Consider the following 25,757-nt stretch of genomic DNA (forward strand, 5'->3'; position numbering starts at 1 on the left):
GTGAGTGCGCCGGCCGGGATTTGAATCAAAATCAGACGTGCTCGCTCACTCCGTTCGCTGCGCGCGACTGATAGGGTTCAAACCCGGCGGCGATTTCTCTCACTGCGTTCGAGAGTCAAGAGAGCGAAGCGGACGCTGAGTGACGGGGCCAGTCAGAAAATACGCCGGCCGGGACTCCCGCGAGCGAACGGAGTGAGCGAGTGGGAGTACGGGCGGCGCACGAACGAAGTGAGTGCGCCGGCCGGGATTTGAACCGAAATCAGACGTGCTCGCTCACTCCGTTCGCTGCGCGCGACTGATAGGGTTCAAATCCTCGGCGCATCCTCCCGCACGAACTCACTCGTCGCTATCGCTCCTCGTTCGTAGTGTGCGGGAGGATGCGCCGGCCGGGATTTGAACCCGGGCCATGAGCTTGGAAGGCTCAGGTCCTACCACTAGACCACCGGCGCTCGCGTCGGTTGATGACGCATCTACACGTAGGCGGAACGAGTTTCATAAGCGTTCCGTGTTCCGACAGATGACCGGGCGACGGCCCGACCGAGGCGGCAATCTGAAGGGCACGTGTATATAAAACGCCACGATACTGCGGGCGTCTCCCAACGCGTTAGAACGCTTTTCAGGCGGTTAGAACCCGCTACGGTACATATGTGTGTAGGCACCCGAGGTACATCTGTGAGGTGACACCGATGTCATACCAATCGAGCAATCCACTGGTCGGCGAGGTCGAGTTCGCCCTGGAGGGGCCGTGGGCGACGTACTGGATCGCGTTCCTGCGCGTCGTGACCGGGTGGTGGTTCTTCCACGCCGGGTTCACGAAGCTCCTGACAGACGGGCTCGCGTTCAGCTACGGCCCGGCGTACATGCAACAGATGAGCGGGACCGTCCTCGGCGGCATCCCGGTCTGGATGGGGAACAACCTCGCGTGGCTCATCGCGCCTGGGGTGCCCCTGTTCGAGACCCTCATCGGGCTCGCGCTCATCGCCGGCGCGCTGACCCGGCTCGCCGCGTTCGGCGGGGTCATCTTCATGTCCCTGTTCTGGATCGGCAACGCCGGGTTCGGGCACGGCGTCGTCAACAGCGACCTGATGGGACTCCTGCTGTTCCTGACGGTGATGGTGCTCGCAGCTGGTCGGTACTACGGCCTCGACGCGCTCATCGAACAGACGGAGCTCGTCAAGCAACACCCCAAGCTGCGGTACCTACTCGGCTGAGAGGTGACTCACAATGACTGACATCATCGACAAGGCGGCACGGGCGCTGAGCGCGGGACTGATGCTGTTCGGCATCGTGGTCCTCGGACTGATCGAGACGCTGGCCGGACAGCCGTTCGCTCCGGTCCCGATGACGAACGAGGCCGGCGACGTGGTCGCGACGCCGCTGATCTCCCCCGAGATCCGCACCGGCTTCGTGCTGGCGGGGATCGCCGTGATGGGCCTGTACGCGGCGTACCGGCTCGTGACGCCGATGCCCGAGGACAGCGACGTCCGCCACGAGACGATGGCGGACTGAACCGCACGGGAACCTCGGACTGCGACGCGACCGGTGCGACGCGTCGTCGCGAGCGACCACGACCACCCTTCTGTCGCGTGTCTACTCGTCGCGTGAGTGACTCGTATCGCTCTCGCCGTCGGCGTCCGAACTCACTGACTCGACCGCTCGGTCCGCGGTGCCGCCGTCCGTGCTGGCGGGGGCGGCCGAGTCGGAATCTGCGTCGGTGCCGAACGAGAACGCCGACCCGGTCGCGTCGGCGTCCGCCTCATCCGCCGAACCGACCTCGTCGGCCGCGTCTCCCTGCGCGTCGACCTCGAACTCCTCGGTCGTCTCTCGCAGACCGCGGGCGCGCTCGTGGAGGTCGTGCGCCTGGTCGGAGACCTCGTTGAGCGTGGCGGCCTGCTCCTCGGCGGCGGAGGCGACGGTGGTCGCCTCGGCGGTGGTCTCCTCGCTCACGCCGGCGAGGTCGTCGACCGCGCCCGTCACCTCGTTGACGGACTCCGCCTGAGCGTCCATCGCGCCGGAGATCTCCTGGACGCCGTCATCGGCCTCGCTCACGCGGTCGGCGACGTCCGCGAGCGCGTCCTCGGCGTCCTCGACGACGTCGACGCCGTCGTCGACGCCCGTCCGGATCGCGGCCATCTCGTCGACGCTCTCGTCGGTGCGCTCGCGCAGGCTCTCGATCAACGACTCCACCTCGGCGGCGGACTCCTGGGTCTCCTCGGCGAGCGACTTGACCTCCTCGGCCACGACCGCGAAGCCGGAGCCGGCCTCGCCGGCGCGGGCGGCCTCGATCGAGGCGTTGAGCGCGAGCAGGTTGGTCTGGTCGGCGATCTCCGAGATGGTCTCGACGATCTCGTCGACCTCGGCCATCTCGGCCTCGAGCCGCTCGATCGTCTCCGCGGCGGACTCGGAGCGCGCCTCGATGCCGTGGAGCTCCTCGACGGCGTCGGCGGCGGCCTCGCGGCCCTCCTCCGTGAGCGCGTCGGCCCGCCGGGAGGTGGTCGCCACCTCGTCCGCGGAGGCGGCGACCTCCTCGACGGTCGCCGACATGTCCTCCATCTCGCCGGCCACCTCCGCGAGCTGGCGGCTCTGTCGCTCCGCGCCGGCCGATATCTCGTCGACCGCGTCGCTCGTCTCCCGGCCGGCGGCCGCGGCCTCGTCGGTGCCGTCGGTGACCGCGTCGCTCCGCTCGGCCACCTCGACGGCGAAGGCGTCGACCTCCGCGATCGCGGCCTCCAGCTCGTCCATCGCGTCGTTGAACTCGTGGGCGATCGTACGGAGCGCCTCGGGGTCCTCGGGGTCGGCGCGCAGCCGGGCGGTGAGGTCGCCGTCGGCGCAGGCGGCCATCGTCCGCCCGAAGTCGTCCGCGCGGGACTCCAGCCGGTCGGCGAACGCCTCGCTCTCGGCCTTCGCCTCCTCGGCGCGCTCGCGCTGGTCCTCCACCGTCCGTATCTGTTCGCGCAGCGAGTCGCGCATGGTGGCGAACGCGCCGGAGAGGTCGCCGAACTCGTCGCGCCGGTCCGTGTGGAAGTCGACGTCGAGGTCGCCGTCGGCCAGCGCCGCGGCCCGCGCGCGGAGCTGGTTCAGTTCGACGACGGTCCCCCGGCCGAGCGTCACGCCGACGAGCCCGAGCCCGACGACCGCGACCCCGACGATGAGGAGCAGGTTCCGCCCGATCATCCCCGACAGGGCGTACGCCTCGGAGAGTGGGACCTGCGTGGCGACGTACCACTCCTCGGTCTCCAGCGGCGCGTACGCGACGAGGTACTCACCGCCGTCGGCGAACGTGAACGTCGCGGACGGGAGGAAGCCGACGGCGCGCTCCTCGCCGAACAGCGTCGACCGGACATCGGTGTCGTAGCGCACGCCGGCGACGTACTCGCCGTTGCTCGCGGCGATCCGCCCGTCGGGCTCGACGACGGTGGTGAACGCGCTCTCGGTCGGCTGCCGGAAGTCGGCGGCGGCCGGCACGAGCGAGACCTCCATCACGAGGTAGTCGCGCAGCGGCGTCGAGGTGATGTACGCGAACCGCCGCTCCCCGTTGACGGTGTACGTCTTGCTGGTGTACACCTCGTCGGAGAACAGGAGATCCTCACCGAACCAGGCTTGGGAGGTCACCGTCTCGCCCCCGTCCTCGTCGTCCGTGGTGGCGACGACGGCCCCCGTATCTCGGTCGACGAAGTGGAAGGCGGCGACGCCCTCGGGGGCCCGCGAGAGGTGCGACGCGAGGTAGCTGTCGACCTGGTCGGGCTCTTGCGAGAACGCGTGGTTGTCGGCGACGTCGCTGACGAACGTGCGACGTTCGCTCAGCCAGCCGTCGAGCTCCGTCGCGCTCAGCTCGGCGACGGCCGTGTAGTCGCCCTGAGCGTTCGATTCGAGCTGCTCCGTCGTCTCAGCGTAGGTGACCGCCCCGACGGCGCCGATCGCGATCACGACGACGACGAGGGCGACGACGAACTTCGCGAGGTAGCTCCGCGCCACGGCGTCGGGCGTGACGCGCCGCAACGCCCGTTCCAGAAGGGTATCGGCCATTACCATCAGGCGGTCGACACTGACTCTTTAATCCACCCCCGTCGATATCTCGCGTGATAATCAGCGCTCCCCGGACGCGACGACCGCGTAACAGTTGCCGCTCGAAATCTCCGAGCGGCGGAGTTCGAGAGCGCTCGCCGAGAGCTCCGCCGCGAACTCCGCGGGCGAGTAGATGTGATAGTAGCGCGGGACGGTCTCGCCGCCCGGCAGCGTCCAGTCGACGGTCGTGTCGAACCCCTCGTCGCGGTCGAACCGGTCGTGGGCCGTGCTCCACGCGCTGACGAGCGCGACGCCGCCGGGCGCGAGGACGCGCGCCAGCTCGTTCAGGCTCTCGACGCGGGCCGCCCGAGGCGAGAGGTGATGGAGCGTGGCGACGTACACGCCCAAATCGACGGCGTCGTCGGGCACCGGCAGCGCGGCCGCGTCCCCGTGGACGAACGCGCTCGCGTCGGCGACCCCCCGGTCACGAGCGCGCGCCGCCGCCTCGTCGAGCAGCCCGCGGCTGAGGTCCACTCCGACCGCGACCTCGGCGCGGGCCGCGAGCGCCTCCGTGTGGCGACCGTTCCCGCAGCCGACGTCGAGGGCGACCGTCCCCGACCGGTCCTCCAAGAACGACTCGACCTCGGGCCACGCGTACTCCCGCGTCTTCGAGAAGTGCGTCGCGATGCGGTCGTAGGTGCGCCGCGGGTCGCCCGACGGCGGATCGCCGCCCGCCGACCCCGACTCGCCTCCCGGATCCGAGTCCATACGCGACGGTCGACCGCGACCGGTTTAGCTCGTGCGACCGAGCCGGCAAGCGGTCGGGACCCTCGCGTCCCGGTCGGCCGCGTCACGCCAGCCCGATCCCGACGAACGCGAGGACGGTGAGCGTCAACAGCACCACGACGTGTTTTATGCCGTCGCGCACCGACCCCTCCCCGAGCTGTCCCGCGACGAGGCCGGAGCAGACCGCCTGGATCGACGCGGCGTGGAAGAACAGCTGCTCGTAGGCGACGACGTCGATGTCGCCGATCCCGTCGGTGATGCCGCCGGGACCGACGGGGGCGCCGCCGCCGGTCTCCGGGAGGCCCCCGCCGGTCCCCGGGACCCCGGCCGCCTCGATGGCCGGGATGAACGACACGGAGAGGGCCGCGATGATCCCGAGGAACACGAGGAAGGAGATGTAGATGACGATGAGGTACGTCAACATTACCTGCCGCCGCTCGCGCCGGAGCGACCACGTCGCGCGCGACTCGTCGGCCGCGATCCGGAGGACCGGCCCGACGTCGCCGCTCGCCCCGATCGCGTTGGTGACGAGCGCGACCGCCCGGGAGGTCATCGGCGACCTGACCCGGCGCTCCAGCCGGCGCAGCGCGGTGGAGACGTCTGCGCCCCAGTCGATATCGCGCTTGGTCCGACGGAGGTCCGCCGTCAGCGCCTCTAAGTTCGAGTCGGCGACGCGGCGGACGCTGCCGACCACGGCGGTTCCGGCCTCGTTAACGCTGGCGAGGCGGTCGAGGAAGTCCGGCACCGCGGACTCGACGCGCCGGAGCCGGCGCTTGTCGAACTCGTAGGCGACCGCGTAGCTCGCGAGCACGAAGGCAACCGCGACCACGATCGGGCGGTCGATCTGGTCGACCATCTCCACCGGCGTCCCGAGCGTGATCGGGAACGCGAAGATGAGCAGTCCGGCCACCGCGAGCGGGACTGCGACGAGGAGGACCGTCCGCGGCGAGGCCAACACCATCTCGGCCGGCGACGCGATCAGCCGTCGCACCCAACGGAGGCGGTCGTGGACCCGGAGCCGCTCGCGGCTCTCCGCCCAGCGGTCCGCGCCGCCTCTGGTCGCGCCGCCGTCGAACCGCGGGGCGTCGCTCTCGGCGCCTGCCTCGTCGCCCGCGTGTCGCACGCCGGTGACGGACGGGGTGTCCGGGTCGGCGAGCGACGACTCCGCGACTGCCTCCGTGCCGCCGACGCCCTGCGTCACGCTGTCGACGTAGACGACGAACCCGAAGGTGGCGAGCGGGACGCCGAGGTAGACGACGACGCGGAGGAGCGGGAGCGTGTCCTGTAAGACAAGCCCGATGACGACGAGGATGGTGATGAAGAACAGCGGGCCGGCGACCAGCGCCGTCACGTACGCCTCGGCGAACGTCGAGAGGAGTTCGAGGTACTGCTCCTGTTTCGCCTCCGCCTCCGCCTGGTACCGCTCGTACTGGTCGTTGAGGAACGTCGACACCGGCTGCCCGGTCCCAAGGACCGAGGCGAGGTTCTCCGAGAAGTCCGCCAGGTCGTCGCTGGGCGTCCGGCGGGAGATGCGCTGGAGCGCGGTGAGCGCGTCGGTGCCGAACGCGTTCATGTCGCGGACGGCCACCGACAGCTCGGTGGCGGCCTCGCCGTACACCGCCTCGTTCTCCGCGAGCGTGTCCATCACGCGCGGGAACGCCATGCCCGAGCGCGAGAGCGCGTACATGAACGCGACCGTCCGCGGCAGGGTGGCGTCGATCTCGGCCGCCCGCGCCGCGGCCCGCTGGTCGAGCAGCTGCCACCGGGCGACGTACGCGCCGAGCGCGAGCCCCGCGCCGACCGTCGCGGAGACGACCGCGAGGAGGACGAACAGCCGGAGGAGCCCGAGGTCGGCGAGCCGCGCGACGACCGCGACGAACTCGACCGCGCTGGGGAGCGCCCCGCGGATCGCCGCCTCGCCGACGTCGAGCGCGGCGAGCAGCCCGGCGGCCCCACACACGCCGATGACGCTGCCGGCGACGCCGAGGACCGCGGCGTACAGCAGCGTTCGGGAAGCGTACACGCGGTGCGTCGTCCCGGCAACGTGGGCCGCGCGCATCCGGTCGCGCTGGCTCCGCCGCCGCGCCTCGTTCTCGCCAACGTAGTCCCCGAACGCCGACAGCGCGACGCGGGTGACGAACAGGTCCGCCCGGTCGTCGACGAGCGGGAGCGCGAGGGCCAGACAGACCGCGACCGCGGCGACGAGCGGGAGGTACTCGATCATCGATCCGGCGCGTCGGATCCCCCGCTTCCGACGCCCGAACCGTCGGAGGCGGCGGGACCGCGGTCGGTTCGGCCGCCCTCGTCGGCGGCGAGGTCGGCGGCGGCGACGCCGTCGGCCGCGGCAGCGCGCTCGTCGAGCCGGTCCATCACGCGGTCGGGGTCCGCGTAGTACTCGTTGACGAGGGCGGTGAACGTGCGGTAGTCGTTGATGCCGAGCGCGGAGAGGAGCTCGAGGAAGCGCTCGCGCCGCCGGACCTCCTGGAGGAGCTCCGACCGCGACCAGCCGCGCTCGTCGGCGATCTCCTCCAGCAGCGACGAGTCGTTCCGCCGGAACGTGTCCGAGTCCGGCCGCCACTCGAACGCCGAGGAGTAGTCGAGCTCGCCGGTCCGCTGGTCGATGCCGCCGATCTCGCCGACCGTCTTCGCGCGGCGGACGCGCTCGTCGTCAGCGCGCGTGAGCGTCTGGACCGAGAGCATGTCGAGCGACTGGACCATCGCGCGCGGCACGTTGATCGGCTCGTTCTCCAGCCGGTTGATCACCGTCTCGATCGAGTCGGCGTGCATCGTCGAGAACGTAGTGTGACCCGTGTTCATCGCCTGGAACAGGGTGATCGCCTCCTCGCCGCGGACCTCGCCGACGATGATGTACTCGGGCCGGTGGCGCAGCGCCGAGCGCAGCAGGTCGTACATGTCGATGTCCGTCCCCTCGTACCGGCGCTCGCGGGTGACCGCGGAGAGCCAGTTGTCGTGGTACAAGGAGAGCTCGCGGGTGTCCTCGATGGTGAGCACCTTCGCCTGCGGCGGGACGAACATCGACACCGCGTTCATCGAGGTGGTCTTCCCGGAGGCGGTGCCGCCCGCGAAGATGAGACTCTTGTTGTGCTCGATACAGAGCCAGAAGTATGCCATCTGCTCGACGGAGAAGGTGCCGTACTCCACGAGGTCGACGGGCGTGAACGGGTCCTCCGCGTACTGGCGGATGGTGAACGCCGAGCCGCGGGGGGTCACCTCCTCGCCGAGTGCGAGCTCGGCGCGCGACCCGTCGGGGAGGGTCGTCTCGACGATGGGGTCGCCGACCGAGACGTGCCGGCCGGACTGCTGGGCGAGCCGGATCACGTAGCTGTCGAGCGCCTCCTGCCCGAAGGAGACGTTCGTCTCGATGTCGGTGTACTCGTCGTGGTAGACGAAGATCGGCAGGTCGTAGCCGTCACAGGAGACGTCCTCGATGTGCCGGTCGTTGAGCAGGGGGTCGACCTTCCCGTAGCCGCGGAAGTCGCGGTAGAGGTAGTACGCGAGCGCGTGGAACGTGTCCATTCCGACCTCGACGCCGTACCCCTCTAACAGCGTCTCCAGCTCGGCCCGGAGCGTCTCCTCGTCGGTCTTCCCGGCCCCTTCGCGGTACAGCAGCGGGTCGCGGATGTCTTCGACGACCCGGTTGAGGAGCTCGCGCTCGAACGCGTCGAGCCCGGGCTCGACCGCGTAGTAGCGGTGTTCGCTCTCGGGCTCGTCGTAGGTGATCACGACATACGCGTACGGCGCGTTCACCCAGTACCGGTCGACCTCGCGCTCGTCGGCCGGCACGCTGAACGACGCGAGCGGACCGTCGTCGCCCGGGCGGAACGGGCGGACGTCGAGCGTCGACCCTTGGAGCAGCTCCCACGCGTGGGAGAGTCGCCGCTGGAAGGCCTCGATCCGGTCGCCGAGGTCGCTCCCGCCGGCGTCACTCGCCATGGATACCGACGTGTAGAGCCGGGGGGAATTTAAACTACCCCCGACGATTATCACGAGCGACATCGACGGCGCCGGCGGCGCGGCCGCCCCGGACGCTCAGGTGTCGCGTCCATCTACGCGTCGCATCCGCCGGGGAGTCGTGCCGCTGCGCCGCCGATCCGCCCGTTACGTTGATACGGCCGGGCCGCAAAGCAGTGAATACGAAATGCGGCGTGACTACTTCGATTTGGCCGTCGAGGGCGTCGGAGACGGTGCCGACACCCGGTCGCCCCCGCTCGTGCGGATCGACTTCCACGGGCCGGAAGAGCTCCTCCGCGAGCGACTCTCGAGAGGCGAGAGCGACGGGGCCGACGATGGCGACCTGCTCGGTGCCGACCAGATAGACGTCGCCTTCCGGCTCCGCGAGCCGCTCGGCGAGGCGGACGATCCAGAGGGCGTCGTCGGCGTCACCAACCGGTTCACCGGCGACTTCGTCCTCGAACTCAACGAGACGGCGACGGACGTCCTCCCGTTCATCCACGCCGCGCGCGACGCGACCGACGATGGCGACGCGCAGTATCGCGTCGAGATCGACGTCGACGGCGCGCGTCTCGTCGACTACGACAAGGATACCTTCCTCGTGTACGACCACGAGGGGAACCTGCTCCGCAGCGAGAGCCTGATCCCCTCCGGCGTCGAACTGTAGCGGCCGTCCGCCGCGGGCGGGCCGTCTGCGGGACGCTCAGAGGCTGACGCTGTCGGGCACGAACCGCACCGCGTCGCCCGGCCGGAGGTCGAACGCGCCGTCGCCGCGGCCGTCGTTCACGTCACACTCCGCGTAGCCGTGGCTCCCGACGGTGACGAGCCGCTCCCCGGGGTCGACCGCGCCGAACGTCTCCGCGACCGGCGTGAGGTCGCCGTTCACGCGGAGCCAGTCGCGGTCGCGGACCAGGTCGCCGGGCACGTTGGTGATCACGTTCCCGAACCGGTCGATCGCGAGCACCTCGCCGTCGATGGCGATCGCGTCGCCGTCGTCGCGCTCGACCGAGGGCTCTGGAAAGTGGATGTCCACGGGATCGCTCGCGGGCGCGAGGTCGTCGAGCCCCGAGAGCGCCGCGGCGATCGCGTCGGCGTCGAGCGACCCGTCTCCCGCGGAATCGGCCGCTCCTGCTTCCGCCGACGCCGCCTCGTCGAGCGCCGTCCGGACGCGGGCCGCGGCCGGCGCGAACACGTCGCGGCCGTGGAACGTCTCGCTCGCGGGGTCGTCGACGGCGAGGGTCCAGACCTCGAAGTCCGACTCGTCGGTCGCCAATGCCCGCGCCGGCGGCATCGCGAGGCCGTTGTCCGGGGCGACGATGACGTGTTCGCCGGCGCGGACGACGAGGGCGTCACGGTCGGTCCCGACGCCGGGATCGACGACGGCGCAGTGGACCGCCGGAGGGAACTCCGGGAGGACGAATCGGAGCCAGAAGGCGGCGGCCCGGGGGTCCCCGCGCGGGAGGTCGTGCGCGACGTCGATCAGCTCGGCGTCCGTGTGCCGGCGGATCACTCCCTTCATCGCTGCGGGGTACGGCGAGCCGAAGTCCGAGGTGAGCGTGATCATGGCCGGAAAGGCGGTCGGCGGGCTGTTAAAACGACCGGGCGGCGACCGCGCGCTACGCGTCCGAGGGCTCTTTGCCTATCGAGTCGGTCTCGGCGATGCGGCGGATGCGGTCGACGCCGTCGACCTCCCGGATCACGTCGACGACGGCATCGGGGACGAGGCTCTCCCACTCGCGCCCCCGGATCATCCGCTCGCGGAGCTCGGTCCCCTCCAGCACGTCGCGGCGGAACATCGGGGACTGGCGCACCTCGACGCCCGCCTCCTCGAACAGGCGGACGACGAGCGGGTTGTTCGAGTAGGCGACGTCGAACCGCGGGGTCATGCTCCGGACGTGGCTCACCCACACCGAGTTCCGGTCGAGGTCCTCGATGGGGACCACGTAGGTAGTGACGTCGAGGTCCTCGACCGCCTTCGTCACCATCATCACGCGCTCGCCGGCGGTAAAGGGGTTCCGCGTGGTGTGCGAGTCGCCGGCGGAGCCGATCCCCAAGACCAGCTCGTCGACGTCCGCCGCGATCTCTTCCACCATGTGCTGGTGGCCGTCGTGGAACGGCTGATACCGGCCGATGTAAAACCCCCGCATGGATCCACGTACCGTCGCCGTCATTTATAAACCCCGTGGGAACGCTCGTGCGCCGAGATCGGCGACTATACGCCTTCTCGACCGCTTTTACTGCCACCGTGGTGGTGCCGCTGGGGGGAGAAAGTATATCAGTAGCCGACCCTTCGTTTTCGATAGCGAAACCCGATTCTATGAGCAACGAGAAGGATACGAACGACCCCACGGCCGACGACCCCGACGAACCGTCTCACGGCGGCGTCGACGACTCGAGTCCGGCGGGGAACGGCGAGGACGCCGCGCACGGCGACCCCGAGCCCGACGACGGTCCGCCGAACGAGCCCGGCGTCGACGAGAACCCGGCCACGGACTCCGGCGCGGAGTCAGCCGCGGACTCCGGCGACGAGCCCTGGGACGACGGCGTGGTGGTGGACGACGGGTTCGACGAGGCCGAGATCGTCGGTGACGGTCCCGACGAGGGCCGGAACGGCGACGGCGTCGGTCCGGCCGACGACGGCGGGATCGACGAGCTCGGCAGCACCGTCGAGGTCGAGGGAGCCGAGATAGACGAGGACCCCGACGAGGACGACCTCCTCGGCGGGCTCAAGATCGACACGACGGCCGAACTGGAGATCCCGGACCGGCTCGTCGACCAGGTTATCGGGCAGGAACACGCCCGCGACGTGATCATCAAGGCGGCGAAGCAGCGCCGCCACGTGATGATGATCGGCTCACCCGGGACCGGGAAGTCGATGCTCGCGAAGGCGATGTCCGAACTGCTCCCCAAGGAGGAGCTTCAGGACGTCCTGGTGTACCACAACCCCGAGGACGGCAACAAGCCGAAGACCCGGACGGTGCCGGCCGGCAAGGGCGACCAGATTGTCGAGGCGCACCGCGAGGAGGCGCGCAAGCGCAACCAGATGCGGTCGCTGCTGATGTGGATCATCATCGCCGTCGTGCTGGGCTACGCGCTCATCATCGTCGGCCAGATCCTCGTCGGCATCATCGCGGCCGGCGTGGTGTACCTCGTCTTCCGTTACCTCAACCGCGGGTCGGACGCGATGATCCCGAACCTGCTGGTGAACAACGGCGACACCAAGACCGCGCCGTTCCGCGACGCGACCGGTGCGCACGCCGGCGCGCTGCTCGGCGACGTGCGGCACGACCCGTTCCAGTCCGGCGGGATGGAGACGCCCAGCCACGACCGCGTCGAGGCGGGGGCCATCCACAAGGCGAACAAGGGCGTGCTGTTCATCGACGAGATCAACACGCTGGACATCCGCAGCCAGCAGCACCTCATGACGGCGATCCAGGAGGGCGAGTTCTCGATCACGGGCCAGTCCGAGCGCTCCTCGGGCGCGATGGTCCAGACCGAGCCCGTCCCGACGGACTTCGTCATGATCGCGGCCGGGAACCTCGACGCGATGGAGAACATGCACCCGGCGCTCCGGAGCCGTATCAAGGGGTACGGCTACGAGGTGTACATGGAGGACACCATCGAGGACACGCCGGAGATGCGCCGGAAGTACGTCCGGTTCATCGCTCAGGAGGTCGCGAAGGACGGCCGCCTGCCCGAGTTCTCGGCGGAGGCCGTCGAGGAGATCATCCTCGAGGCCAAGCGCCGCTCGGGCCGCAAGGGCCACCTCACCCTGAAGATGCGGAACCTCGGTGGGATGGTCCGCGTCGCGGGCGACATCGCCCGCGGCGAGGACGCGGACATCACGACCCGCGAGCACGTCCTTCAAGCGAAGGGCCGCTCCCGGTCCATCGAACAGCAGCTCGCCGACGACTACATCGAGCGCCGCAAGGACTACGAGCTCCAGGTCTCCGACGGCTACGTCGCCGGTCGCGTCAACGGCCTCGCCGTGATGGGCGAAGACTCCGGGATCATGCTCCCGGTGATGGCCGAGGTGACGCCGACCCAGGGCGGCGGGCAGGTGATCGCCACCGGCCAGCTCAAGGAGATGGCCGAGGAGTCGGTCCAGAACGTCTCGGCGATCATCAAGAAGTTCTCCGACGAGAACATCTCGGAGAAGGACATCCACATCCAGTTCATCCAGACGGGCCAGCAGGGCGTCGACGGCGACTCCGCGTCCATCACGGTCGCGACCGCCGTCATCTCCGCGCTGGAGAACGTCGGGGTCGACCAGAGCCTCGCGATGACGGGCTCGCTGTCGGTCCGCGGCGACGTGCTCCCCGTCGGCGGGGTCACCCACAAGATCGAGGCGGCCGCGAAGGCCGGCTGCGACCGGGTGATCATCCCCGCGGCCAACGAGCAGGACGTGATGATCGAAGACGAGTACGAGGAGATGATCGAGGTCATCCCGGTCTCGCACATCAGCGAGGTCCTGGACATCGCCCTCGAGGGCGAGGCCGAGAAGGACTCGCTCGTCTCCCGGCTGAAGTCGATCACGGGCTCCGCACTGAAGGACGGAAACGTCTCGAGCCCGTCCAACCCGAGCCCGCAGTAGGCGGCTCCGGGCTCCGCCGCCCGGGTTCTTTCACTTTTCGCTCCCCCCGAGCTACCGCACCGCGAGCAGTCGCGGGATTTCTGCCCGCCGCTCGGCGGCTAATTCGGTCTCGGCCGTTCGCCGGAGAGACTGTGTGGGTGCGTACCCTGTATTGCTAAATTACCACAATACCAACTCGCTAAATGGCAGCACAATCTGGTGAGCAGGGAGAAAGACGGCATAACGTCTACCGCTCTTCATACGCGTTAAATATCTCAAGAACCATCACATCCACTCCGCGTGTGGCGACAACCGTCAGTTCAGAGGAACTGAGAGGGTCGGAATACATAAGTTAGTATAGTGCGTACTGCGCAATACAGATGTCAGGAATCGCTATCATCGGCGGGGGACCGACCGGACTGAACGCCGCCATCTACACCGCCCGGGCGGACAGGCGAACGCTCGTGTTCGACGACGGCGGCGGGACCACCCGCGACGTCAACACGATGGAGAACATCTACGGGTTCCCGGACGGTGTCACGGGTCCGGAGCTCGTCGATCTGGGGCGAGAGCACGCGCGGAAGTACGGCGCCGAGATCGTCGAGGAGGAGGTCGTTCGGCTCGAATCCGACGGCGACCGCTACCGCGTCGAGACGACCGTCGACGAGTACGCCGTCGACGGGGTGATCATCGCGACGGGCGCGGACTACGAGCGGCCGGCCATCGCGGACGTCGAGGCGTACGAGGGCCACGGCGTCTCCTACTGCGTCGAGTGCGACGCGTACTTCTACCGCGACAGCCCAGTCGCGGTCGTCGGCGACGACAACTACGCCGCGACCGAGGCGCTGATGCTCCTCGATTACACCGACGACGTCCGGGTCCTCACTAACGGGTCGCCGTTCGAGCCCGACGAGGAGTTGCGGGACCGGGTCGACGAGGCGGGGATCCCGGTGATCACCGACGACCTCGACCGACTCGCCGGCGAGGAGGTCCTCGAAGCCGTCGTCACCCGAGAGGGCGACGAGATCCCGGTTGACGGGCTGTTCGTCGCGCTGGGTACGGCCGGCGGCACCGACCTCGCGGAGATGCTGGGCGTCCCCGTCGACGGGGGCGACATCGTCACCGACGGGGCGCAGTCGACGCCGGTGGACCGCGTGTACGCGGCGGGCGACGTCACCGGCGGCCACCAGCAGATCGCGACCTCCGTCGGAGAGGGGGCCCGCGCGGCCATCAACCTGCTTGAGGAGCTCCGCGGGGCGGACTACATCGACTACAAGAAGTTGGACTCGCAGCCGGCCTGATCGGCCGACCACCGACCGACGCCGGGGTCCTGGAGAGCGCAGTCGAGAGACGGTCCGGCGGTCGCGGATCAGTTCGTGTGCGGGCGTTTAGCGCGTCGCGAGCAGTTAGCCCGGACGGCGATCAAGAAGTCCGCTCGCCGACGCGTGTGCGAAGCCCGAGATAGACGAGCGAACTGATCCGCGCCGTTCGCTCCACCGGGGGTTATATAGGACCACATAATTTGCCGTGTCGCACAATACGCCCGTTGTTTTAGGTAGACCTAAATGATGGTCGCGCTGTCCGAGGTCCCGTCGGACGAGCGGGTCGAACTGGTAGACGTGCCGGACGACGAGTGCCGCGCTCGGCTGCTTCGGCTCGGCCTCCTAGACGGCAGCGTCGAGTGTCGCCGACGGATCCGCAACGGCCCGGTCGTCGTCCGGCGTCGCGGGACGGAGGTGGCGCTCGGGCGCTCGCTGGCCCGGGAGATCACCGTCGAGCGAGCGCCCCGTGGCGACGCGCCGCGATGAGGGCGACCGAGGGCGCGGACGGCGGGCTCGCGTCCGGCGACGCCGAGACATCGGTGGCGCTGGTCGGCGCGCCCAACGCGGGCAAGAGCGCGCTGTTCGGGAGACTTACGGCGGAGTACGCCGATGTGTCGAACTACCCCGGCACCACGGTCGAGACGACCGCGGCGGCCCTCGGGTCGCTCCGCCTGACCGACACTCCCGGAGTCCACGGGATCTCGTCGTTCGCCGAGGCGGAGCGGGTCACGAGGGCGGCGGTCCTCGAGGCGGACGCGGTCGTGAACGTCGTCGACGCCACGCGGCTCAGCCGGGACCTGTTCGTGACGCTCCAACTGTTGGACATGGGCGTCCCGACCGTCGTCGTGCTGAACATGATGGACGAGGTCGAGGCCGATGGCGTCGCGATCGACGTCGACGGGCTGGAGGCGGCCCTCGGTGTCCCCGTCGTGCCGACCGTCACCGTCACCGGCGCGGGCGTCGACGAACTGCGCGACCGCCTCCCGGAGGCGTCCGCCCCGGAGTCGACGCCGATCGACTCGTACTACGACGCGCTCCCCGACGGGGTCGACGCCACCCGAGCGGAGAAGACCCTCCTCGTCGAGGGCGACGAACCGACGGCCCGCCGCGTCGGCGCCTCCGGCCTCGCGGCCGACGGGGGCGACGCGCCGCTCGCCGCGGTCGAGGAGCGGGAGGCCGTCTACCGCGAGCGACGGACGCGCGTCCGGTCGATCGTCGACGATGTCGAACGCGTCGCCGCGTCCGAGCGGGCCCCCGAGGAGCGGCTCGGCGACCTGTTGCTGCGGCCGGCGACCGGGATCCCGATCGCGCTCGCGCTCCTCGCGGCGGTCTTCTACGTCATGGGGGTCGTCGTCGCGCAGCGGGTCGTCGGCTACGCGGAAGGGGTGCTCTTCGCCCGGTACTACACCCCCGCCGTCGAGGGGGTCGTCGCGGACCTGCTGCCGGCGAGCGGGTGGGCCGCCCCCGTCGAGTTCCTACTCGTCAACGACAACCTGGGGCTGGCGACGGTCACCGTTCGGTACACGCTCGGCGTCCTGCTCCCGCTGGTGGTCGCGTTCTACCTCGTGATCGGGACGCTCGAGGACGCCGGCGTCCTCCCGCGACTCGCAGTGGTGACCGACAGGGGGCTCGGCCGGATCGGGCTCAGCGGTCGCGCGGTCGTCCCGTTGATCGTCGGGATGGGCTGCGTGACGATGGCGGTCGTCTCCACGCGAATGGTCGGCTCGCGCCGAGAGCGGCTCATCACGACGGCCCTACTGGGGCTCGCGATCCCCTGTTCGGCGCAGATCGGCGTCATCGCGGGGGTGCTCGCCGAACTCGGCGTCGTCTGGTGGGGCGGCTACCTAGCGGTGCTGCTCGGGGTCCTCGGGACTGCCGGCATCGCCCTCGACCGGACGCTCCCCGGTCGACGGGACGCGCTGATCGAGCAACTGCCGCGACTCCGCCTCCCGCGTCCGACGAACGTCGCCCGGAAGACGGCGAACCGGACCGCCGCGTTCCTCGGGGAGGCGGCCCCGCTGTTCGGGGCCACCGCCGCGGCAGTGTCGACGCTCGACTACGTCGGCGCGCTCGACGCGGTGATCGGGGCGCTCCGGCCGCTGACCGCGGCGCTGGGCCTCCCGGCGTCGTTCGGCCGGGTGCTCGTGTTGGGGCTGATCCGCCGCGACTTCGCCGCCACCGGGATGACGGACCTGGCGCTGTCGGCGTCACAGACCTTCGTCGGACTGGTCGTCGTCACGCTGTTCGTCCCGTGCATCCTCACGATGGCGATGGTCCTCAGGGAGCGCGGCGCGCGGAGCGCGCTCCTCGTGTGGGTCGGCTCCTGGGCCACGGCGTTCGCCGTCGGCGGCGGCGTCGCGGCCGTCTTGGAGGTGATCGCGTGATCTGCCCCTGGTGTGAGTACGAGTTCGACCCGGCGAACGGGCTCGCGTGTCCGCGCTGCGGCGCCCCGGTGTCCTGTTCGGGGCGCTCCTGTGCCGAGTGCGGGGCCTGTTCCTCGCCCGTCGAACGCCTCCGGCGGCGGCTCGCGGAGCGACTGGCCGGCGAGCGGGGATCGGACGAGGACGGCGAAGCTTCTGACGAGTCCTGACGAACGTCGGCGCGAGACGACGCGGAGCGGGCCCGCCGCCTCACCCGACCGCCTCCCAGTTGCGGTACAGTCCCACGCCGAACGCGAGGACGACCCCGCCGACGCCGACCTGCCGGCCGACCGTCCCGAAGTCGCGTCGAGGCCGGCGACGACCGCTCTGCCGGCCATCACCAGCGTGACGAGCGCGACGAGCGCCAGCACGGCGTGTCGTGTCTCCATGGGTGAGCGGAGCCGCCGCGCCGCCCAAAGGCCTGGGTTGGCGCAGGCCAATCCGGCTCGACGCCGGGCGGCGGCGGACGCTCGCTCGTCGCTTGTCCTATGCCAACTCCGGGGTTATGCCGGAGCGGACCGCAGCGTTACACAGAGACCGCGACGGCGGCGCGCGCCGAAGCGACGCGCCGCTCCAACCCCACAACGACATGATCGATCCAGTACTCGCGAGCCGGTTCCAGTTCGCCCTAACGACCGTCGTCCACATCATCTTCCCGGTGATGAGCATGGGGCTCGCGCCCTTCCTCATCTACTTCACGTGGCGGGACGTGCGGGGCGGCGACCCGGTGTACGAGCAGCTGCGTCGCTTCTGGACGAAGGTCTTCGCCATCTCGTTCGTCGTCGGGACGGTCACCGGAATCGTCCTCGAGTTCGAGTTCGGGACGAACTTCGCGGCGTTCTCGACGACCGCCGGAGAGCTGTTCGGCGGTCCGCTCGCCGTCGAGGGGATGATGGCGTTCATGCTGGAGGCGACGTTCCTCGGTATCTTCGTGTTCGGTCGCGAGCGCGTCTCCGACCGCCTGTACCTGGTGTCCAGCCTCGCCGTCGGCGTCGGGACGTGGCTGTCGGCCATCTGGATCCTGATCGCGAACTCGTGGATGCAGATGCCGCGCGGCTACGAGCTGGTGAGCGAGAACGGCGACGAGGTGGTCCACCTCGTCGACCCGCTCGCGGCGTACCTGACCCCGCGGTTCGGCTACATGTACGTCCATATGCAAAACGCCGCCGTCGAGTCGGTGGCGCTGTTCATGGCCGCCGTCTCCGCTTACTACGTCTACCGACACCACGTCCGGGGCGAGGAGACGGAACACATCGCGTTCTGGCACAAGACGCTGAAGATCGCGTTAGTCGCGCTGCTGATCACGGCCCCGCTCCAGGTGCTCCAGGGCGACCTGTACGCGCGGCACGTCTACGAGACGCAGCCGCAGAAGTTCGCCGCCATGGAGGCGGTCTGGGACACCGAGGCGTACGTCCCGGAGTACATCTTCGCGATCCCGACCGACCTGAGCCAGTTCACCGACCCGCGCGCGAAGGAGCTGTTCGGCATCGGCATCCCGGGCGGGGCGTCGTGGCTCGCGAGCGGGGGCGACGCGACCGCGGAGATTCGGGGGCTGAACACGTTCGAGGCGGAGGCGCCCCCCGTCGCCGTCGTGTTCTGGTCGTTCCGCGCGATGGTCGGGATGGGGTTCTGGTTCATCCTGCTCGCGTTCTGGGGCGGCTACCGGTGGTACACCGGCGAGCTGTTCGAGGACGGACTGCTGCATAAGGCGCTGATGGCGTCCGGCCTGCTCGGCTTCGTCGCGGTCGAGCTCGGGTGGGTTGTCACGGAGGTCGGCCGCCAGCCCTGGGTGATCCAGGGCGTGTTGAAAACGAGCGAGGGGGTGTCGCCCGGCCTCACCGGCGCGGAGGCGCTGGTCACGCTCGCGGGGTTCGTCGGGGTCTACGCCGGCATCCTCGCGCTGTACGTGTACGTCGTCTCGCGGGTGATCCGGGACGGCCCCCCGAGCGGGCGCGAGCTGCGGTCCACCGCCGAGCGCGACGCCGCGCCGACGGAGGTGCCCGACGATGACTAACGCCGTCGACGCGCTCGCGGCGGGCCCGGTGCTCGGCCTGCCGCTCCCGGAGCTGTGGTTCGCGCTCGTGTTCGCCCTGCTCGGGACGTTCCTGTTCCTCGACGGCTTCGACTTCGGCGCGGGCGCCATCTTCGCGAGGCTCCCCGACGACGAGGGCCGCGAGGCGGTGCTGTCGGCGATCGGGCCGTTCTGGGACGGCAACGAGGTGTGGCTCGTCGTCTTCGGCGGGGCGCTGTTCGCCGCGTTCCCATCGGTGTACGCGGGGCTGTTCAGCCGCCACTACCTGCTGATGTTCGGCATCCTCGGCGCCCTCATCCTCCGGGGGCTGGCCCCGGAGATGTACGAGCAGCGCCACGACGCGCGGTGGCAGCGGTGGTGGGGTCGGTCGTTCGTCGCCGGCAGCGTCCTCGCCCCCTTCCTCCTCGGCGCGTTCGCGGGGAACTGGCTCGTCGGGAGCCCCCGGTCGCTCACGCTCGTCGGCGTCGTCACCGGGGTCGCCGTCACGGCGCTGACGGTCGTCTCGGGCGCCGCGTTCCTCCGACTGAAGGCCCGGGAGGCGCTCCCCGAGACGGTGACGGAGATCGGCGTCGCGGCCGTCGCGGCGTACCTCCTCGCGGTCGTTGCGACCCTCGGCGTCCTGGCGACTCGCCTCCCGGCCGGCGTCGACGCGCTGCTGTCGCCGCCGGTGACCGTGCTGGTCGCCGCCTCCGTCGGGCTCGGAGCCGGCTACGCCGCGGCGCTTCGGCGCGGGGCGAACCTCGTCGCGCTCGCGGCGGCCGGGGGGCTGACCTACGGCCTGATCGCCGTGGTCGGGCTGCTCATGTACCCGCGCATCGACCCGGCGACGGGGACGACGGTCGGGGAGGCCGCCGTCTCGACGCTGCCGCTGAATCTCATGTCGATCGGCGCGGCCCTGCTGTTGCCGCTGGTCGTCACGTACTTCGCCGTCCTGTACTCGGCGTTCAGCGGCCCGATCACGGCCGAGGAGGCGTACTGAGATGAGCGAGGGTTCCGAGGCGAGCGCCCCGGCTCGGCGCTCGGCGGTCGGGACGTCGCTGCTCTCGCGCGTGCTCGTCACGTGGGCGGAGCTCGTCGCCGTCGGGTTCGGCGGGGCGGTCGCGGGCGGGGCCGCGTCCGGGCCGCCGCAGCTCGTCGTATACTTCGCGACGGTCCTCGCCGCAGTCGCCGTGTTCATGTTCAATGTCGACCGGCTCGTCGCGGCCCGCGTTCGGGAGGCGACGTGAGCGGAGCGCGTCGCGCGATGCGTCAGTCCGGTCCTCGGCGCGACGGTCCGAACGGGCCGACACCGCGGCGCTTGGCGGCGATGCCGAACAGCAGCGCGGCGCTCGGGAGGAACAGCAGCGCGCCGAGCGCGGTGACGGTATCGTCGTGGGCGAGTCCGAAGGCGATCCCTCCGATCCCGGCGGCAAGCGCGACGGCCGCCGGGATCAGGAGCCGGTTTCGGAGCGCGGTCGGCACCCCGCGCCCGGAACGTGAGGTTCCCATACGAGACAAGGTAAGTGCGTCGCGCCCGTATCAGACGCGTTGTCGAAGGACAAGATCCCGCCGCGCCGCGACCGGCCGCGACCGCTCGGGCGGCTCCGGAGCCGCCGACCCCGCGAACCGCGACCCCACGACCGAACCAGTCCACCGCCAGATGTACGACTTCAGCTTCGAGATAACGTACGAACCCGGCGTCGACGAGTACGTCGACCTGTTCATCGACCACGGCTCCCTCCAGTCGGAGGCGACCTACTCGTGTCTCGACCCGGCGGAGCTGTGGAAGCTCGAATCGGTCACCGGCGACGCGGCCGACCTCGCGGCCGTCGACGAGCTGCTCTTGGACGAGTCCGTGGACCGCGAGTCGATCAGCGGTCGGACGTGTCGCGCGGCCCGCACGACGAGCCTGCTCACCGACGAGCGCCGGCGGCGGGTGACGTACACCTACCTCACCGACGTGGACTACTGCGAGTCCGTCCCGCTCATCGCGGCGAAGTACGTCGACGGCGGCGCGCTCTTCGAGCAGACGCGCTCGGGAGACACCGTCCGATGGCGCGTGCTGGTCCAGGACGACTCGAAGATCGGGCTGTTGTACGACACGCTGTCCGCGCGGCTCGGCGAGGGGCGCTCGTTCTCCTTCGAGCACCTGACGGAGGTCGACCGCTGGGAGAGCGAGCTGCTCTCCCGACCGGACGTCCGCGCCGAACAGCGCGAGACGCTGTTGCTCGCGGTCGAGCGCGGCTACTTCGAGACGCCGCGCGAGGCGACGCTCGACGAGCTCGCGGCGGAGCTCGACGAGCCGCGTTCGACGGTGTCGTACCGGCTCCGACGCGCGACCGCGGAGCTCGCGAAGCAGTTCGCCGACCAACGATCATGACCCCCGACACTCCCACCGACGACGAGCAGCGAACGCCGGCGGACGCCGCCGGAGGCGACGGGTATCCGACCGACGTGCTCGTCGGGCCCAACTGGGTGGAGGCACGGCTCGACCGGTTCCGCGCCGACGCGCCCGACCTGCGGCTCCTCGAGGTCGACGTCAACGCCTCGTTCTACGAGGAGGGTCACGCGCCCGGTGCCGTCGGCGTCGACTGGCGCACCGAACTCCGGTCGACGGAGGTACACGACATCCTCTCCCCGGACGAGATGACCGCCTTCCTCGAATCGAGCGGGATCACCGAAGAGACGACCGTCGTCATCTACGGCGACAACCGGAACTGGTTCGCGGCCCACCTGTACTGGCAGCTCACCTACTACGGCCACCTGGACGTCCGGATCATGGACGGCGGCCGCGAGTACTGGACGGAACACGACTACCCGACCACGACCGAGCCCGTCGACCCGCCCGCGGTGACGTACGGCGACGCGCCGGACGCCCCGGCCAGGCCGGAGGTCCGAGCCGACCGCACCGAGGTGCGGGCGGCGATCGGCGGCGACACGGAGTTCGTCGACGTGCGCCTGCCCGAGGAGTTCCGTGGGGAAGTCACGAAGCCGCCCGGCAGCGACGAGGGGGCGATGCGGGGCGGCCACGTCCCCGGGGCGACGAACGTGTTCTGGGCCGAGAACGTGCGTCCCAGCGGCCTGTTCAAACCGCCCGCAGAGCTCGCCGACGTGTACGAGTCACAGGGAATCGCCGACGACGAAGACGTGATCGTCTATTGTCGGATCGGGGAGCGGTCCTCGGTCACGTGGTTCGTCCTCGAGGAACTGCTCGGGTACGACCACGTGCGGCACTACGACGGCTCCTGGACCGAGTGGGGGAACATGATCGGCGTCCCCATCGAGGTCGGCGAGGCGGACGGCGGCGACTGAGTCCGCCCCCGAAATCGAGGCCGAACGCCGGCGGTTGTACCACGACAAACGGGCACACTAGCTGCTGTGCCCGCAATCGTGCGTAATGAGCGGTCCTCACGCCGAACTGGCGGCGAAACGCACGGGAGACCGAAACGGAGGCCGGCGCGGCGACCTCGCGCCACCGGACGGTCGCGATGAGTGACGCCGGCTCGACGGTCGACGGGTCGCGGTTCGCCCGGCGGCTCCTCGACGCCCTGAGCGAGGAGACGAACCGGACGATCCTGTCGCTGCTCGACGAGCCGGCCTCGGTCGCCGAGGTCGTCGAGCGGTGCGACATCCCGATGTCGACGGTGTATCGGCGCCTGGACACGCTCAGCGAGCTGGACCTGGTGACGGAACACGTCGCGATAGACGCTGAGCGGGGGAAGTACCGGCGCTACGAGCGGAACGTGCGCCGCGTCTCGGTCTCCGTCGGCGAGGATGGCCGACTCAGGGCCCGAGTCGAGCGCGCGAAGGGGGAGCCCGACGAGGAGGTGACGTGGGAGCCGACCGGGAGGTAGCGCCGGTCGCCCGCCGGACGCGGCTCCCGCTCTCCCGCCCTCTTTTATCCCGGGGGCGTCTACGGCGAACGATGAGCGGGAAACCGACGGTCGGGGAGTACATGACCCGCGAAGTGGAGACGGTCAGCCCGGACGAGACGGTGGCGACCGTCGCGCGGCGGATGGCCGACAGCGACGGGCACAACGGGTTCCCGGTGACGCAGGGCCGCACCGTCGAGGGGTTCGTCTCGGCCGGGGACCTGCTGCTCGCGGACGACGACGCCCCCGTGTTCACGGTGATGACGGAGGACCTGATCGTCGCGCACCCGGACATGAAGGTGACCGACGCCGCGCGGGTGATCCTCCGGTCGGGCATCCAGCGGCTCCCCGTCGTCGACGACGCCGACAACCTCGTCGGGATCATCTCGAACACCGACGTGGTCCGCTCGCAGATCGAGCGGGCGACGCCGGGCAAGGTCGGGAAGCTGATGCGCACCCTCTCGCAGATCCACGGCGTCAACCTCGACGAGGAGCGCCGCGAGGTGGAGATCGCGGCCCTGACGCCGACGCAGGCGCGGGTGTACGCGGACGAGCTGGAGGGCCGACAGTACGAGCTCCAACACGGCCTCGCCGAGCCCCTCGTCGTTATCGACAACGGCGGCACCCTCTACCTCGCCGACGGCCACCACCGTGCGATGGCCGCCCGCGAGGCCGGCATCGAGACGATGGACGCCTACGTGATCGTCCCGCGGACGCCGGTCGAGCTGGGGATGGCGAAGACCGCCGAGAAGGAGGGGCTCCGCGTCGTCGACGACATCGAGATCGTCGACTACGCGCGACACCCCCTGATGGAGACGACCAAGCGGCTCCAGTGACGGAACGGCGCGCCGCCGTCGAGCGGTCGTCGGGGTCGAGCGCGGGAGGTAAGTTTTTGTGAACTGACAGAGATCGGGCGCCCATGGGATCACGCATACGACGCGCACTCTCTCGGGCGGTACTCGCCGCGGTCGGCGCGGCCGCCGGGGCCGCGGTCGGCGGACTGATCAGCCGGCAGGCCGCCTCCAGCGGCGGCGCGCTTGGCGCGCTCGCGGGGGCGACGCTCGCGGACGTGCGCTCGGAGTCCGACAGCTTCTTCGACGCGCTCCGGTCCGGCGGGGACGACGACGCGCCCGAAGGAGCGGAGGAGGCGTCGGCCGCCGAGTGAGGCGTTCCCCCGGCCGTCGACCCCGCGTCGGCGTTCGGGAACGCCTATACGACGGGGCCGAGTAGCGACGGCCAATGACCGACACCGACGCCGACGCGGGCTGGTTCTCCCCGCTCGCCGCGGACGAGGAGGCCGGACGCGACGGAACGGACACCGCCCGCGAACGGATCGCGGACGGGGAGGCCGACCGACCGCTGGACTGGCCGCGCCGCGCCGTCGAGGCCGGCTTCGCCGACTCGACCGAGGACTACTACGACCGACTCAAGGACGCGACGACGCGCGCCACCCGCAAGGCGGTCCGGGAGCGCGAGCGCGCCGACGACGCGCAGCTCATCCACGCGGTCCGCGCCATGGACGACGCCGAGCGCGTCGCCAACGAGCTGGCCGAGCGCGCCGTTGAGTGGGCGGGGACGCTCTTCGACGACGTCGACTCCGGGATCGACGGGGCGCGAGACGTCGCGGCGCGCGAACCCGAGAGCGAGGTCGAGCGGCGGGCCGTCTCCCTCGCGGCCCGCGCCGCGGAACTCGACGACGAGCGCGCGGCGCTCGCGGAGACGATTGCGCGGGTCGCGCCCGCGGTGGCACCTAATCTCGCCGAGATGGCCGGACCGGAGCTCGCGGCACGGCTGATCGCGCTCGCCGGCGGGCTGGAGCCGCTCGCGAAGAAGCCGTCGGGCACGGTCCAGGTGCTCGGCGCCGAGGATGCGCTGTTCGCGCACCTCTCCGGGCGAGCCCCCTCGCCGAAACACGGGATCATCTACACGCACGAGTACGTCCGCGGGACGCGGCCCGAGGACCGCGGCTCCGCGGCGCGCGCGCTCGCCGGTAAGCTGACGCTCGCGGCCCGCGCCGACCACTACGCCGGCGAGCGCCGGGCGCAGCTCCACGACGACCTCCGCGAGCGGATGGCGACGATCCGCGCGCGGGCGGACGACGACGAGTCGGACGCCCCGGAGGCCGGCGATGAGTGACGCCGGCCTCCCCGACGGCGTCGAGCGACGCGAGATCGACGGCGAGCGACGGCTGGCGACCCGCGGCGAGCCGGTGTACGGCGAGCCGACCGCCGACGGGTGGCGCGCGTGGGACCCCGAACGGTCGAAGCTCGGTGGCATGCTCGAACTCGGGCTGGAGACCGGCCTCTCGGGCGGCGAGACGGTCCTCTACCTCGGTGCCGCGAGCGGGACGACGGTCAGCCACGTCGCCGACTTCGCGGGCCCGACGTACGCCGTGGAGTTCGCGCCCCGCCCGACGCGCGACCTGCTCGACGCGGCGGCGCCGCGCGACCGGCTGTTTCCGCTGCTCAAGGACGCGCGGAACCCGGAGACGTACGCGCATGTCGTCGAGGCCGACGTCGACGCGATCGTCCAGGACGTCGCCACCCGGGGGCAGGCCGAGGTGGCCGTCCGCAACGCGCGGTTCCTGGCCGACGACGGGCGGCTGCTGCTAGCGATCAAGGCGCGTAGCGAGGACGTGACCGCCGAGCCGGACACGGTGTTCGAGGGCGCGCTCGACCGGCTCCGGGAGGCGTACGAGGTCCTAGAGACGCGGCGGCTCGACCGGTACCACGAGGATCACCTCGGCGTCGTCGCGACGCCGCGGTAGCACTCGTCGGCTGCGGGCCGCCGGCGCGG

General features: G+C 70.5%; 25 protein-coding genes, 1 tRNA gene and 1 pseudogene. 18 read left to right on the plus strand and 9 right to left on the minus strand.

The genetic code is table 11. From position 1 onward, the window contains the following. Positions 1–378: 378 nt before the first annotated feature. Positions 379–449 (minus strand) — tRNA-Gly (locus tag ABNG04_RS11910). Positions 450–686: 237 nt separating this feature from the next. On the opposite strand from ABNG04_RS11910, the gene ABNG04_RS11915 reads away from it, so the two are divergent. Beyond that, positions 687–1,211 carry a DoxX family protein gene (locus tag ABNG04_RS11915; protein WP_371162629.1) on the plus strand — a complete coding sequence of 175 codons (525 nt, stop codon included), beginning with the start codon at positions 687–689 and terminating at the stop codon, positions 1,209–1,211. A 13-nt stretch (positions 1,212–1,224) separates the two neighbouring features. After that, positions 1,225–1,509: a hypothetical protein gene (locus ABNG04_RS11920; RefSeq protein ID WP_371162630.1), complete on the plus strand. Its 285-nt coding sequence runs from the start codon at positions 1,225–1,227 to the stop codon at positions 1,507–1,509. 81 nt (positions 1,510–1,590) lie between these two features. Here the strand turns inward: ABNG04_RS11920 and ABNG04_RS11925 are convergent, their stop codons facing one another. From ABNG04_RS11925 to ABNG04_RS11940, 4 genes are all read right to left on the minus strand, one after another. Beyond that, entirely contained in the window at positions 1,591–4,026 is a 2,436-nt protein-coding gene (locus ABNG04_RS11925; protein ID WP_371162631.1) for a methyl-accepting chemotaxis protein, read from the minus strand. A 60-nt stretch (positions 4,027–4,086) separates the two neighbouring features. Beyond that, positions 4,087–4,773, minus strand: coding sequence for a class I SAM-dependent methyltransferase (locus tag ABNG04_RS11930; protein WP_371162632.1), 687 nt, complete (start codon positions 4,771–4,773; stop codon positions 4,087–4,089). An 82-nt stretch (positions 4,774–4,855) separates the two neighbouring features. Continuing rightward, positions 4,856–7,015: a type II secretion system F family protein gene (locus ABNG04_RS11935; RefSeq protein WP_371162633.1), complete on the minus strand. Its 2,160-nt coding sequence runs from the start codon at positions 7,013–7,015 to the stop codon at positions 4,856–4,858. Next, positions 7,012–8,745, minus strand: a complete 1,734-nt coding sequence (locus ABNG04_RS11940; RefSeq protein ID WP_371162634.1) for a type II/IV secretion system ATPase subunit — start codon at positions 8,743–8,745, stop codon at positions 7,012–7,014. Before ABNG04_RS11940 ends, ABNG04_RS11935 begins: the two co-directional genes overlap by 4 nt. A gap of 205 nt (positions 8,746–8,950) precedes the next feature. On the opposite strand from ABNG04_RS11940, the gene ABNG04_RS11945 reads away from it, so the two are divergent. Then, positions 8,951–9,430: a DUF5793 family protein gene (locus tag ABNG04_RS11945; RefSeq protein ID WP_371162635.1), complete on the plus strand. Its 480-nt coding sequence runs from the start codon at positions 8,951–8,953 to the stop codon at positions 9,428–9,430. Positions 9,431–9,466: 36 nt separating this feature from the next. Here the strand turns inward: ABNG04_RS11945 and ABNG04_RS11950 are convergent, their stop codons facing one another. Beyond that, complete coding sequence (locus ABNG04_RS11950; protein WP_371162636.1) at positions 9,467–10,327, minus strand: SAM hydrolase/SAM-dependent halogenase family protein; 861 nt, start codon at positions 10,325–10,327, stop codon at positions 9,467–9,469. A 52-nt stretch (positions 10,328–10,379) separates the two neighbouring features. After that, the gene (locus ABNG04_RS11955; protein ID WP_371162637.1) at positions 10,380–10,910 is read right to left on the minus strand and encodes a nicotinamide-nucleotide adenylyltransferase; all 531 of its coding nucleotides are present in this window, start codon (positions 10,908–10,910) and stop codon (positions 10,380–10,382) included. 170 nt (positions 10,911–11,080) lie between these two features. On the opposite strand from ABNG04_RS11955, the gene lonB reads away from it, so the two are divergent. From lonB to ABNG04_RS11980, 5 genes are all read left to right on the plus strand, one after another. Beyond that, on the plus strand, positions 11,081–13,357 hold the full coding sequence (gene lonB / locus ABNG04_RS11960) for an ATP-dependent protease LonB (protein WP_371162638.1): 2,277 nt from the start codon (positions 11,081–11,083) through the stop codon (positions 13,355–13,357). Between the two features lie 359 nt (positions 13,358–13,716). Continuing rightward, positions 13,717–14,637, plus strand: coding sequence for an NAD(P)/FAD-dependent oxidoreductase (locus ABNG04_RS11965; protein WP_371162639.1), 921 nt, complete (start codon positions 13,717–13,719; stop codon positions 14,635–14,637). Between the two features lie 264 nt (positions 14,638–14,901). After that, complete coding sequence (locus ABNG04_RS11970) at positions 14,902–15,144, plus strand: FeoA domain-containing protein (RefSeq protein ID WP_371162640.1); 243 nt, start codon at positions 14,902–14,904, stop codon at positions 15,142–15,144. Continuing rightward, on the plus strand, positions 15,141–17,042 hold the full coding sequence (feoB, locus tag ABNG04_RS11975; RefSeq protein WP_371162641.1) for a ferrous iron transport protein B: 1,902 nt from the start codon (positions 15,141–15,143) through the stop codon (positions 17,040–17,042). The genes ABNG04_RS11970 and feoB overlap by 4 nt, the downstream gene beginning before the upstream one ends. Further along, positions 17,039–17,248 carry a hypothetical protein gene (locus tag ABNG04_RS11980; RefSeq protein ID WP_371162642.1) on the plus strand — a complete coding sequence of 70 codons (210 nt, stop codon included), beginning with the start codon at positions 17,039–17,041 and terminating at the stop codon, positions 17,246–17,248. The genes feoB and ABNG04_RS11980 overlap by 4 nt, the downstream gene beginning before the upstream one ends. Positions 17,249–17,288: 40 nt before the next feature. On the opposite strand, the pseudogene ABNG04_RS18160 reads toward ABNG04_RS11980, so the two are convergent. Further along, positions 17,289–17,467: pseudogene (locus ABNG04_RS18160) on the minus strand (DUF8073 family membrane protein). Between the two features lie 200 nt (positions 17,468–17,667). Between ABNG04_RS18160 and ABNG04_RS11985 the strand changes: the two are divergent. Genes ABNG04_RS11985 through ABNG04_RS11995 form a run of 3 tightly spaced genes read left to right on the plus strand, consistent with a single transcriptional unit; the run spans position 17,668 to position 20,336 of the window. Further along, complete coding sequence (locus tag ABNG04_RS11985) at positions 17,668–19,092, plus strand: cytochrome ubiquinol oxidase subunit I (protein ID WP_371162643.1); 1,425 nt, start codon at positions 17,668–17,670, stop codon at positions 19,090–19,092. After that, positions 19,085–20,089, plus strand: coding sequence for a cytochrome d ubiquinol oxidase subunit II (locus ABNG04_RS11990; RefSeq protein ID WP_371162644.1), 1,005 nt, complete (start codon positions 19,085–19,087; stop codon positions 20,087–20,089). Before ABNG04_RS11985 ends, ABNG04_RS11990 begins: the two co-directional genes overlap by 8 nt. A 1-nt stretch (position 20,090) precedes the next feature. Continuing rightward, the gene (locus ABNG04_RS11995) at positions 20,091–20,336 is read left to right on the plus strand and encodes a hypothetical protein (RefSeq protein ID WP_371162645.1); all 246 of its coding nucleotides are present in this window, start codon (positions 20,091–20,093) and stop codon (positions 20,334–20,336) included. A 22-nt stretch (positions 20,337–20,358) separates the two neighbouring features. Here the strand turns inward: ABNG04_RS11995 and ABNG04_RS12000 are convergent, their stop codons facing one another. Further along, on the minus strand, positions 20,359–20,598 hold the full coding sequence (locus tag ABNG04_RS12000) for a hypothetical protein (RefSeq protein WP_371162646.1): 240 nt from the start codon (positions 20,596–20,598) through the stop codon (positions 20,359–20,361). A 151-nt stretch (positions 20,599–20,749) separates the two neighbouring features. Between ABNG04_RS12000 and ABNG04_RS12005 the strand changes: the two genes are divergently transcribed. From ABNG04_RS12005 to ABNG04_RS12035, 7 genes are all read left to right on the plus strand, one after another. Beyond that, on the plus strand, positions 20,750–21,469 hold the full coding sequence (locus ABNG04_RS12005) for a helix-turn-helix domain-containing protein (protein WP_371162647.1): 720 nt from the start codon (positions 20,750–20,752) through the stop codon (positions 21,467–21,469). Then, entirely contained in the window at positions 21,466–22,401 is a 936-nt protein-coding gene (locus ABNG04_RS12010) for a sulfurtransferase (RefSeq protein WP_371162648.1), read from the plus strand. The genes ABNG04_RS12005 and ABNG04_RS12010 overlap by 4 nt, the downstream gene beginning before the upstream one ends. Positions 22,402–22,577: 176 nt before the next feature. Next, complete coding sequence (locus ABNG04_RS12015; RefSeq protein ID WP_371162649.1) at positions 22,578–22,943, plus strand: winged helix-turn-helix domain-containing protein; 366 nt, start codon at positions 22,578–22,580, stop codon at positions 22,941–22,943. A 71-nt stretch (positions 22,944–23,014) separates the two neighbouring features. Then, positions 23,015–23,797, plus strand: a complete 783-nt coding sequence (locus ABNG04_RS12020) for a CBS domain-containing protein (protein WP_371162650.1) — start codon at positions 23,015–23,017, stop codon at positions 23,795–23,797. A gap of 83 nt (positions 23,798–23,880) precedes the next feature. After that, positions 23,881–24,126, plus strand: a complete 246-nt coding sequence (locus tag ABNG04_RS12025; protein WP_371162651.1) for a hypothetical protein — start codon at positions 23,881–23,883, stop codon at positions 24,124–24,126. 74 nt (positions 24,127–24,200) lie between these two features. Then, the gene (locus ABNG04_RS12030; RefSeq protein WP_371162652.1) at positions 24,201–25,097 is read left to right on the plus strand and encodes an NOP5/NOP56 family protein; all 897 of its coding nucleotides are present in this window, start codon (positions 24,201–24,203) and stop codon (positions 25,095–25,097) included. After that, a complete protein-coding gene (locus ABNG04_RS12035) occupies positions 25,090–25,728 on the plus strand; it encodes a fibrillarin-like rRNA/tRNA 2'-O-methyltransferase (RefSeq protein WP_371162653.1) in 639 nt (212 codons plus the stop codon). The genes ABNG04_RS12030 and ABNG04_RS12035 overlap by 8 nt, the downstream gene beginning before the upstream one ends. Positions 25,729–25,757 lie beyond the last annotated feature (29 nt).

The sequence above is a fragment of the Halorubrum miltondacostae genome (genome assembly GCF_041379815.1).
GTDB lineage: Archaea > Halobacteriota > Halobacteria > Halobacteriales > Haloferacaceae > Halorubrum > Halorubrum miltondacostae.

What these genes read in the sequence shown, in the direction of transcription:
- ABNG04_RS11915 (WP_371162629.1), top strand. Translation starts at nt 687, where the DNA reads ATGTCATACCAATCGAGCAATCCACTGGTCGGCGAGGTCGAGTTCGCC.
- ABNG04_RS11920 (WP_371162630.1), top strand. Translation starts at nt 1,225, where the DNA reads ATGACTGACATCATCGACAAGGCGGCACGGGCGCTGAGCGCGGGACTG.
- ABNG04_RS11925 (WP_371162631.1), bottom strand. Translation starts at nt 4,026, where the DNA reads ATGGCCGATACCCTTCTGGAACGGGCGTTGCGGCGCGTCACGCCCGAC.
- ABNG04_RS11930 (WP_371162632.1), bottom strand. Translation starts at nt 4,773, where the DNA reads ATGGACTCGGATCCGGGAGGCGAGTCGGGGTCGGCGGGCGGCGATCCG.
- ABNG04_RS11935 (WP_371162633.1), bottom strand. Translation starts at nt 7,015, where the DNA reads ATGATCGAGTACCTCCCGCTCGTCGCCGCGGTCGCGGTCTGTCTGGCC.
- ABNG04_RS11940 (WP_371162634.1), bottom strand. Translation starts at nt 8,745, where the DNA reads ATGGCGAGTGACGCCGGCGGGAGCGACCTCGGCGACCGGATCGAGGCC.
- ABNG04_RS11945 (WP_371162635.1), top strand. Translation starts at nt 8,951, where the DNA reads ATGCGGCGTGACTACTTCGATTTGGCCGTCGAGGGCGTCGGAGACGGT.
- ABNG04_RS11950 (WP_371162636.1), bottom strand. Translation starts at nt 10,327, where the DNA reads ATGATCACGCTCACCTCGGACTTCGGCTCGCCGTACCCCGCAGCGATG.
- ABNG04_RS11955 (WP_371162637.1), bottom strand. Translation starts at nt 10,910, where the DNA reads ATGCGGGGGTTTTACATCGGCCGGTATCAGCCGTTCCACGACGGCCAC.
- lonB (WP_371162638.1), top strand. Translation starts at nt 11,081, where the DNA reads ATGAGCAACGAGAAGGATACGAACGACCCCACGGCCGACGACCCCGAC.
- ABNG04_RS11965 (WP_371162639.1), top strand. Translation starts at nt 13,717, where the DNA reads ATGTCAGGAATCGCTATCATCGGCGGGGGACCGACCGGACTGAACGCC.
- ABNG04_RS11970 (WP_371162640.1), top strand. Translation starts at nt 14,902, where the DNA reads ATGATGGTCGCGCTGTCCGAGGTCCCGTCGGACGAGCGGGTCGAACTG.
- feoB (WP_371162641.1), top strand. Translation starts at nt 15,141, where the DNA reads ATGAGGGCGACCGAGGGCGCGGACGGCGGGCTCGCGTCCGGCGACGCC.
- ABNG04_RS11985 (WP_371162643.1), top strand. Translation starts at nt 17,668, where the DNA reads ATGATCGATCCAGTACTCGCGAGCCGGTTCCAGTTCGCCCTAACGACC.
- ABNG04_RS11990 (WP_371162644.1), top strand. Translation starts at nt 19,085, where the DNA reads ATGACTAACGCCGTCGACGCGCTCGCGGCGGGCCCGGTGCTCGGCCTG.
- ABNG04_RS11995 (WP_371162645.1), top strand. Translation starts at nt 20,091, where the DNA reads ATGAGCGAGGGTTCCGAGGCGAGCGCCCCGGCTCGGCGCTCGGCGGTC.
- ABNG04_RS12000 (WP_371162646.1), bottom strand. Translation starts at nt 20,598, where the DNA reads ATGGGAACCTCACGTTCCGGGCGCGGGGTGCCGACCGCGCTCCGAAAC.
- ABNG04_RS12005 (WP_371162647.1), top strand. Translation starts at nt 20,750, where the DNA reads ATGTACGACTTCAGCTTCGAGATAACGTACGAACCCGGCGTCGACGAG.
- ABNG04_RS12010 (WP_371162648.1), top strand. Translation starts at nt 21,466, where the DNA reads ATGACCCCCGACACTCCCACCGACGACGAGCAGCGAACGCCGGCGGAC.
- ABNG04_RS12015 (WP_371162649.1), top strand. Translation starts at nt 22,578, where the DNA reads ATGAGTGACGCCGGCTCGACGGTCGACGGGTCGCGGTTCGCCCGGCGG.
- ABNG04_RS12020 (WP_371162650.1), top strand. Translation starts at nt 23,015, where the DNA reads ATGAGCGGGAAACCGACGGTCGGGGAGTACATGACCCGCGAAGTGGAG.
- ABNG04_RS12025 (WP_371162651.1), top strand. Translation starts at nt 23,881, where the DNA reads ATGGGATCACGCATACGACGCGCACTCTCTCGGGCGGTACTCGCCGCG.
- ABNG04_RS12030 (WP_371162652.1), top strand. Translation starts at nt 24,201, where the DNA reads ATGACCGACACCGACGCCGACGCGGGCTGGTTCTCCCCGCTCGCCGCG.
- ABNG04_RS12035 (WP_371162653.1), top strand. Translation starts at nt 25,090, where the DNA reads ATGAGTGACGCCGGCCTCCCCGACGGCGTCGAGCGACGCGAGATCGAC.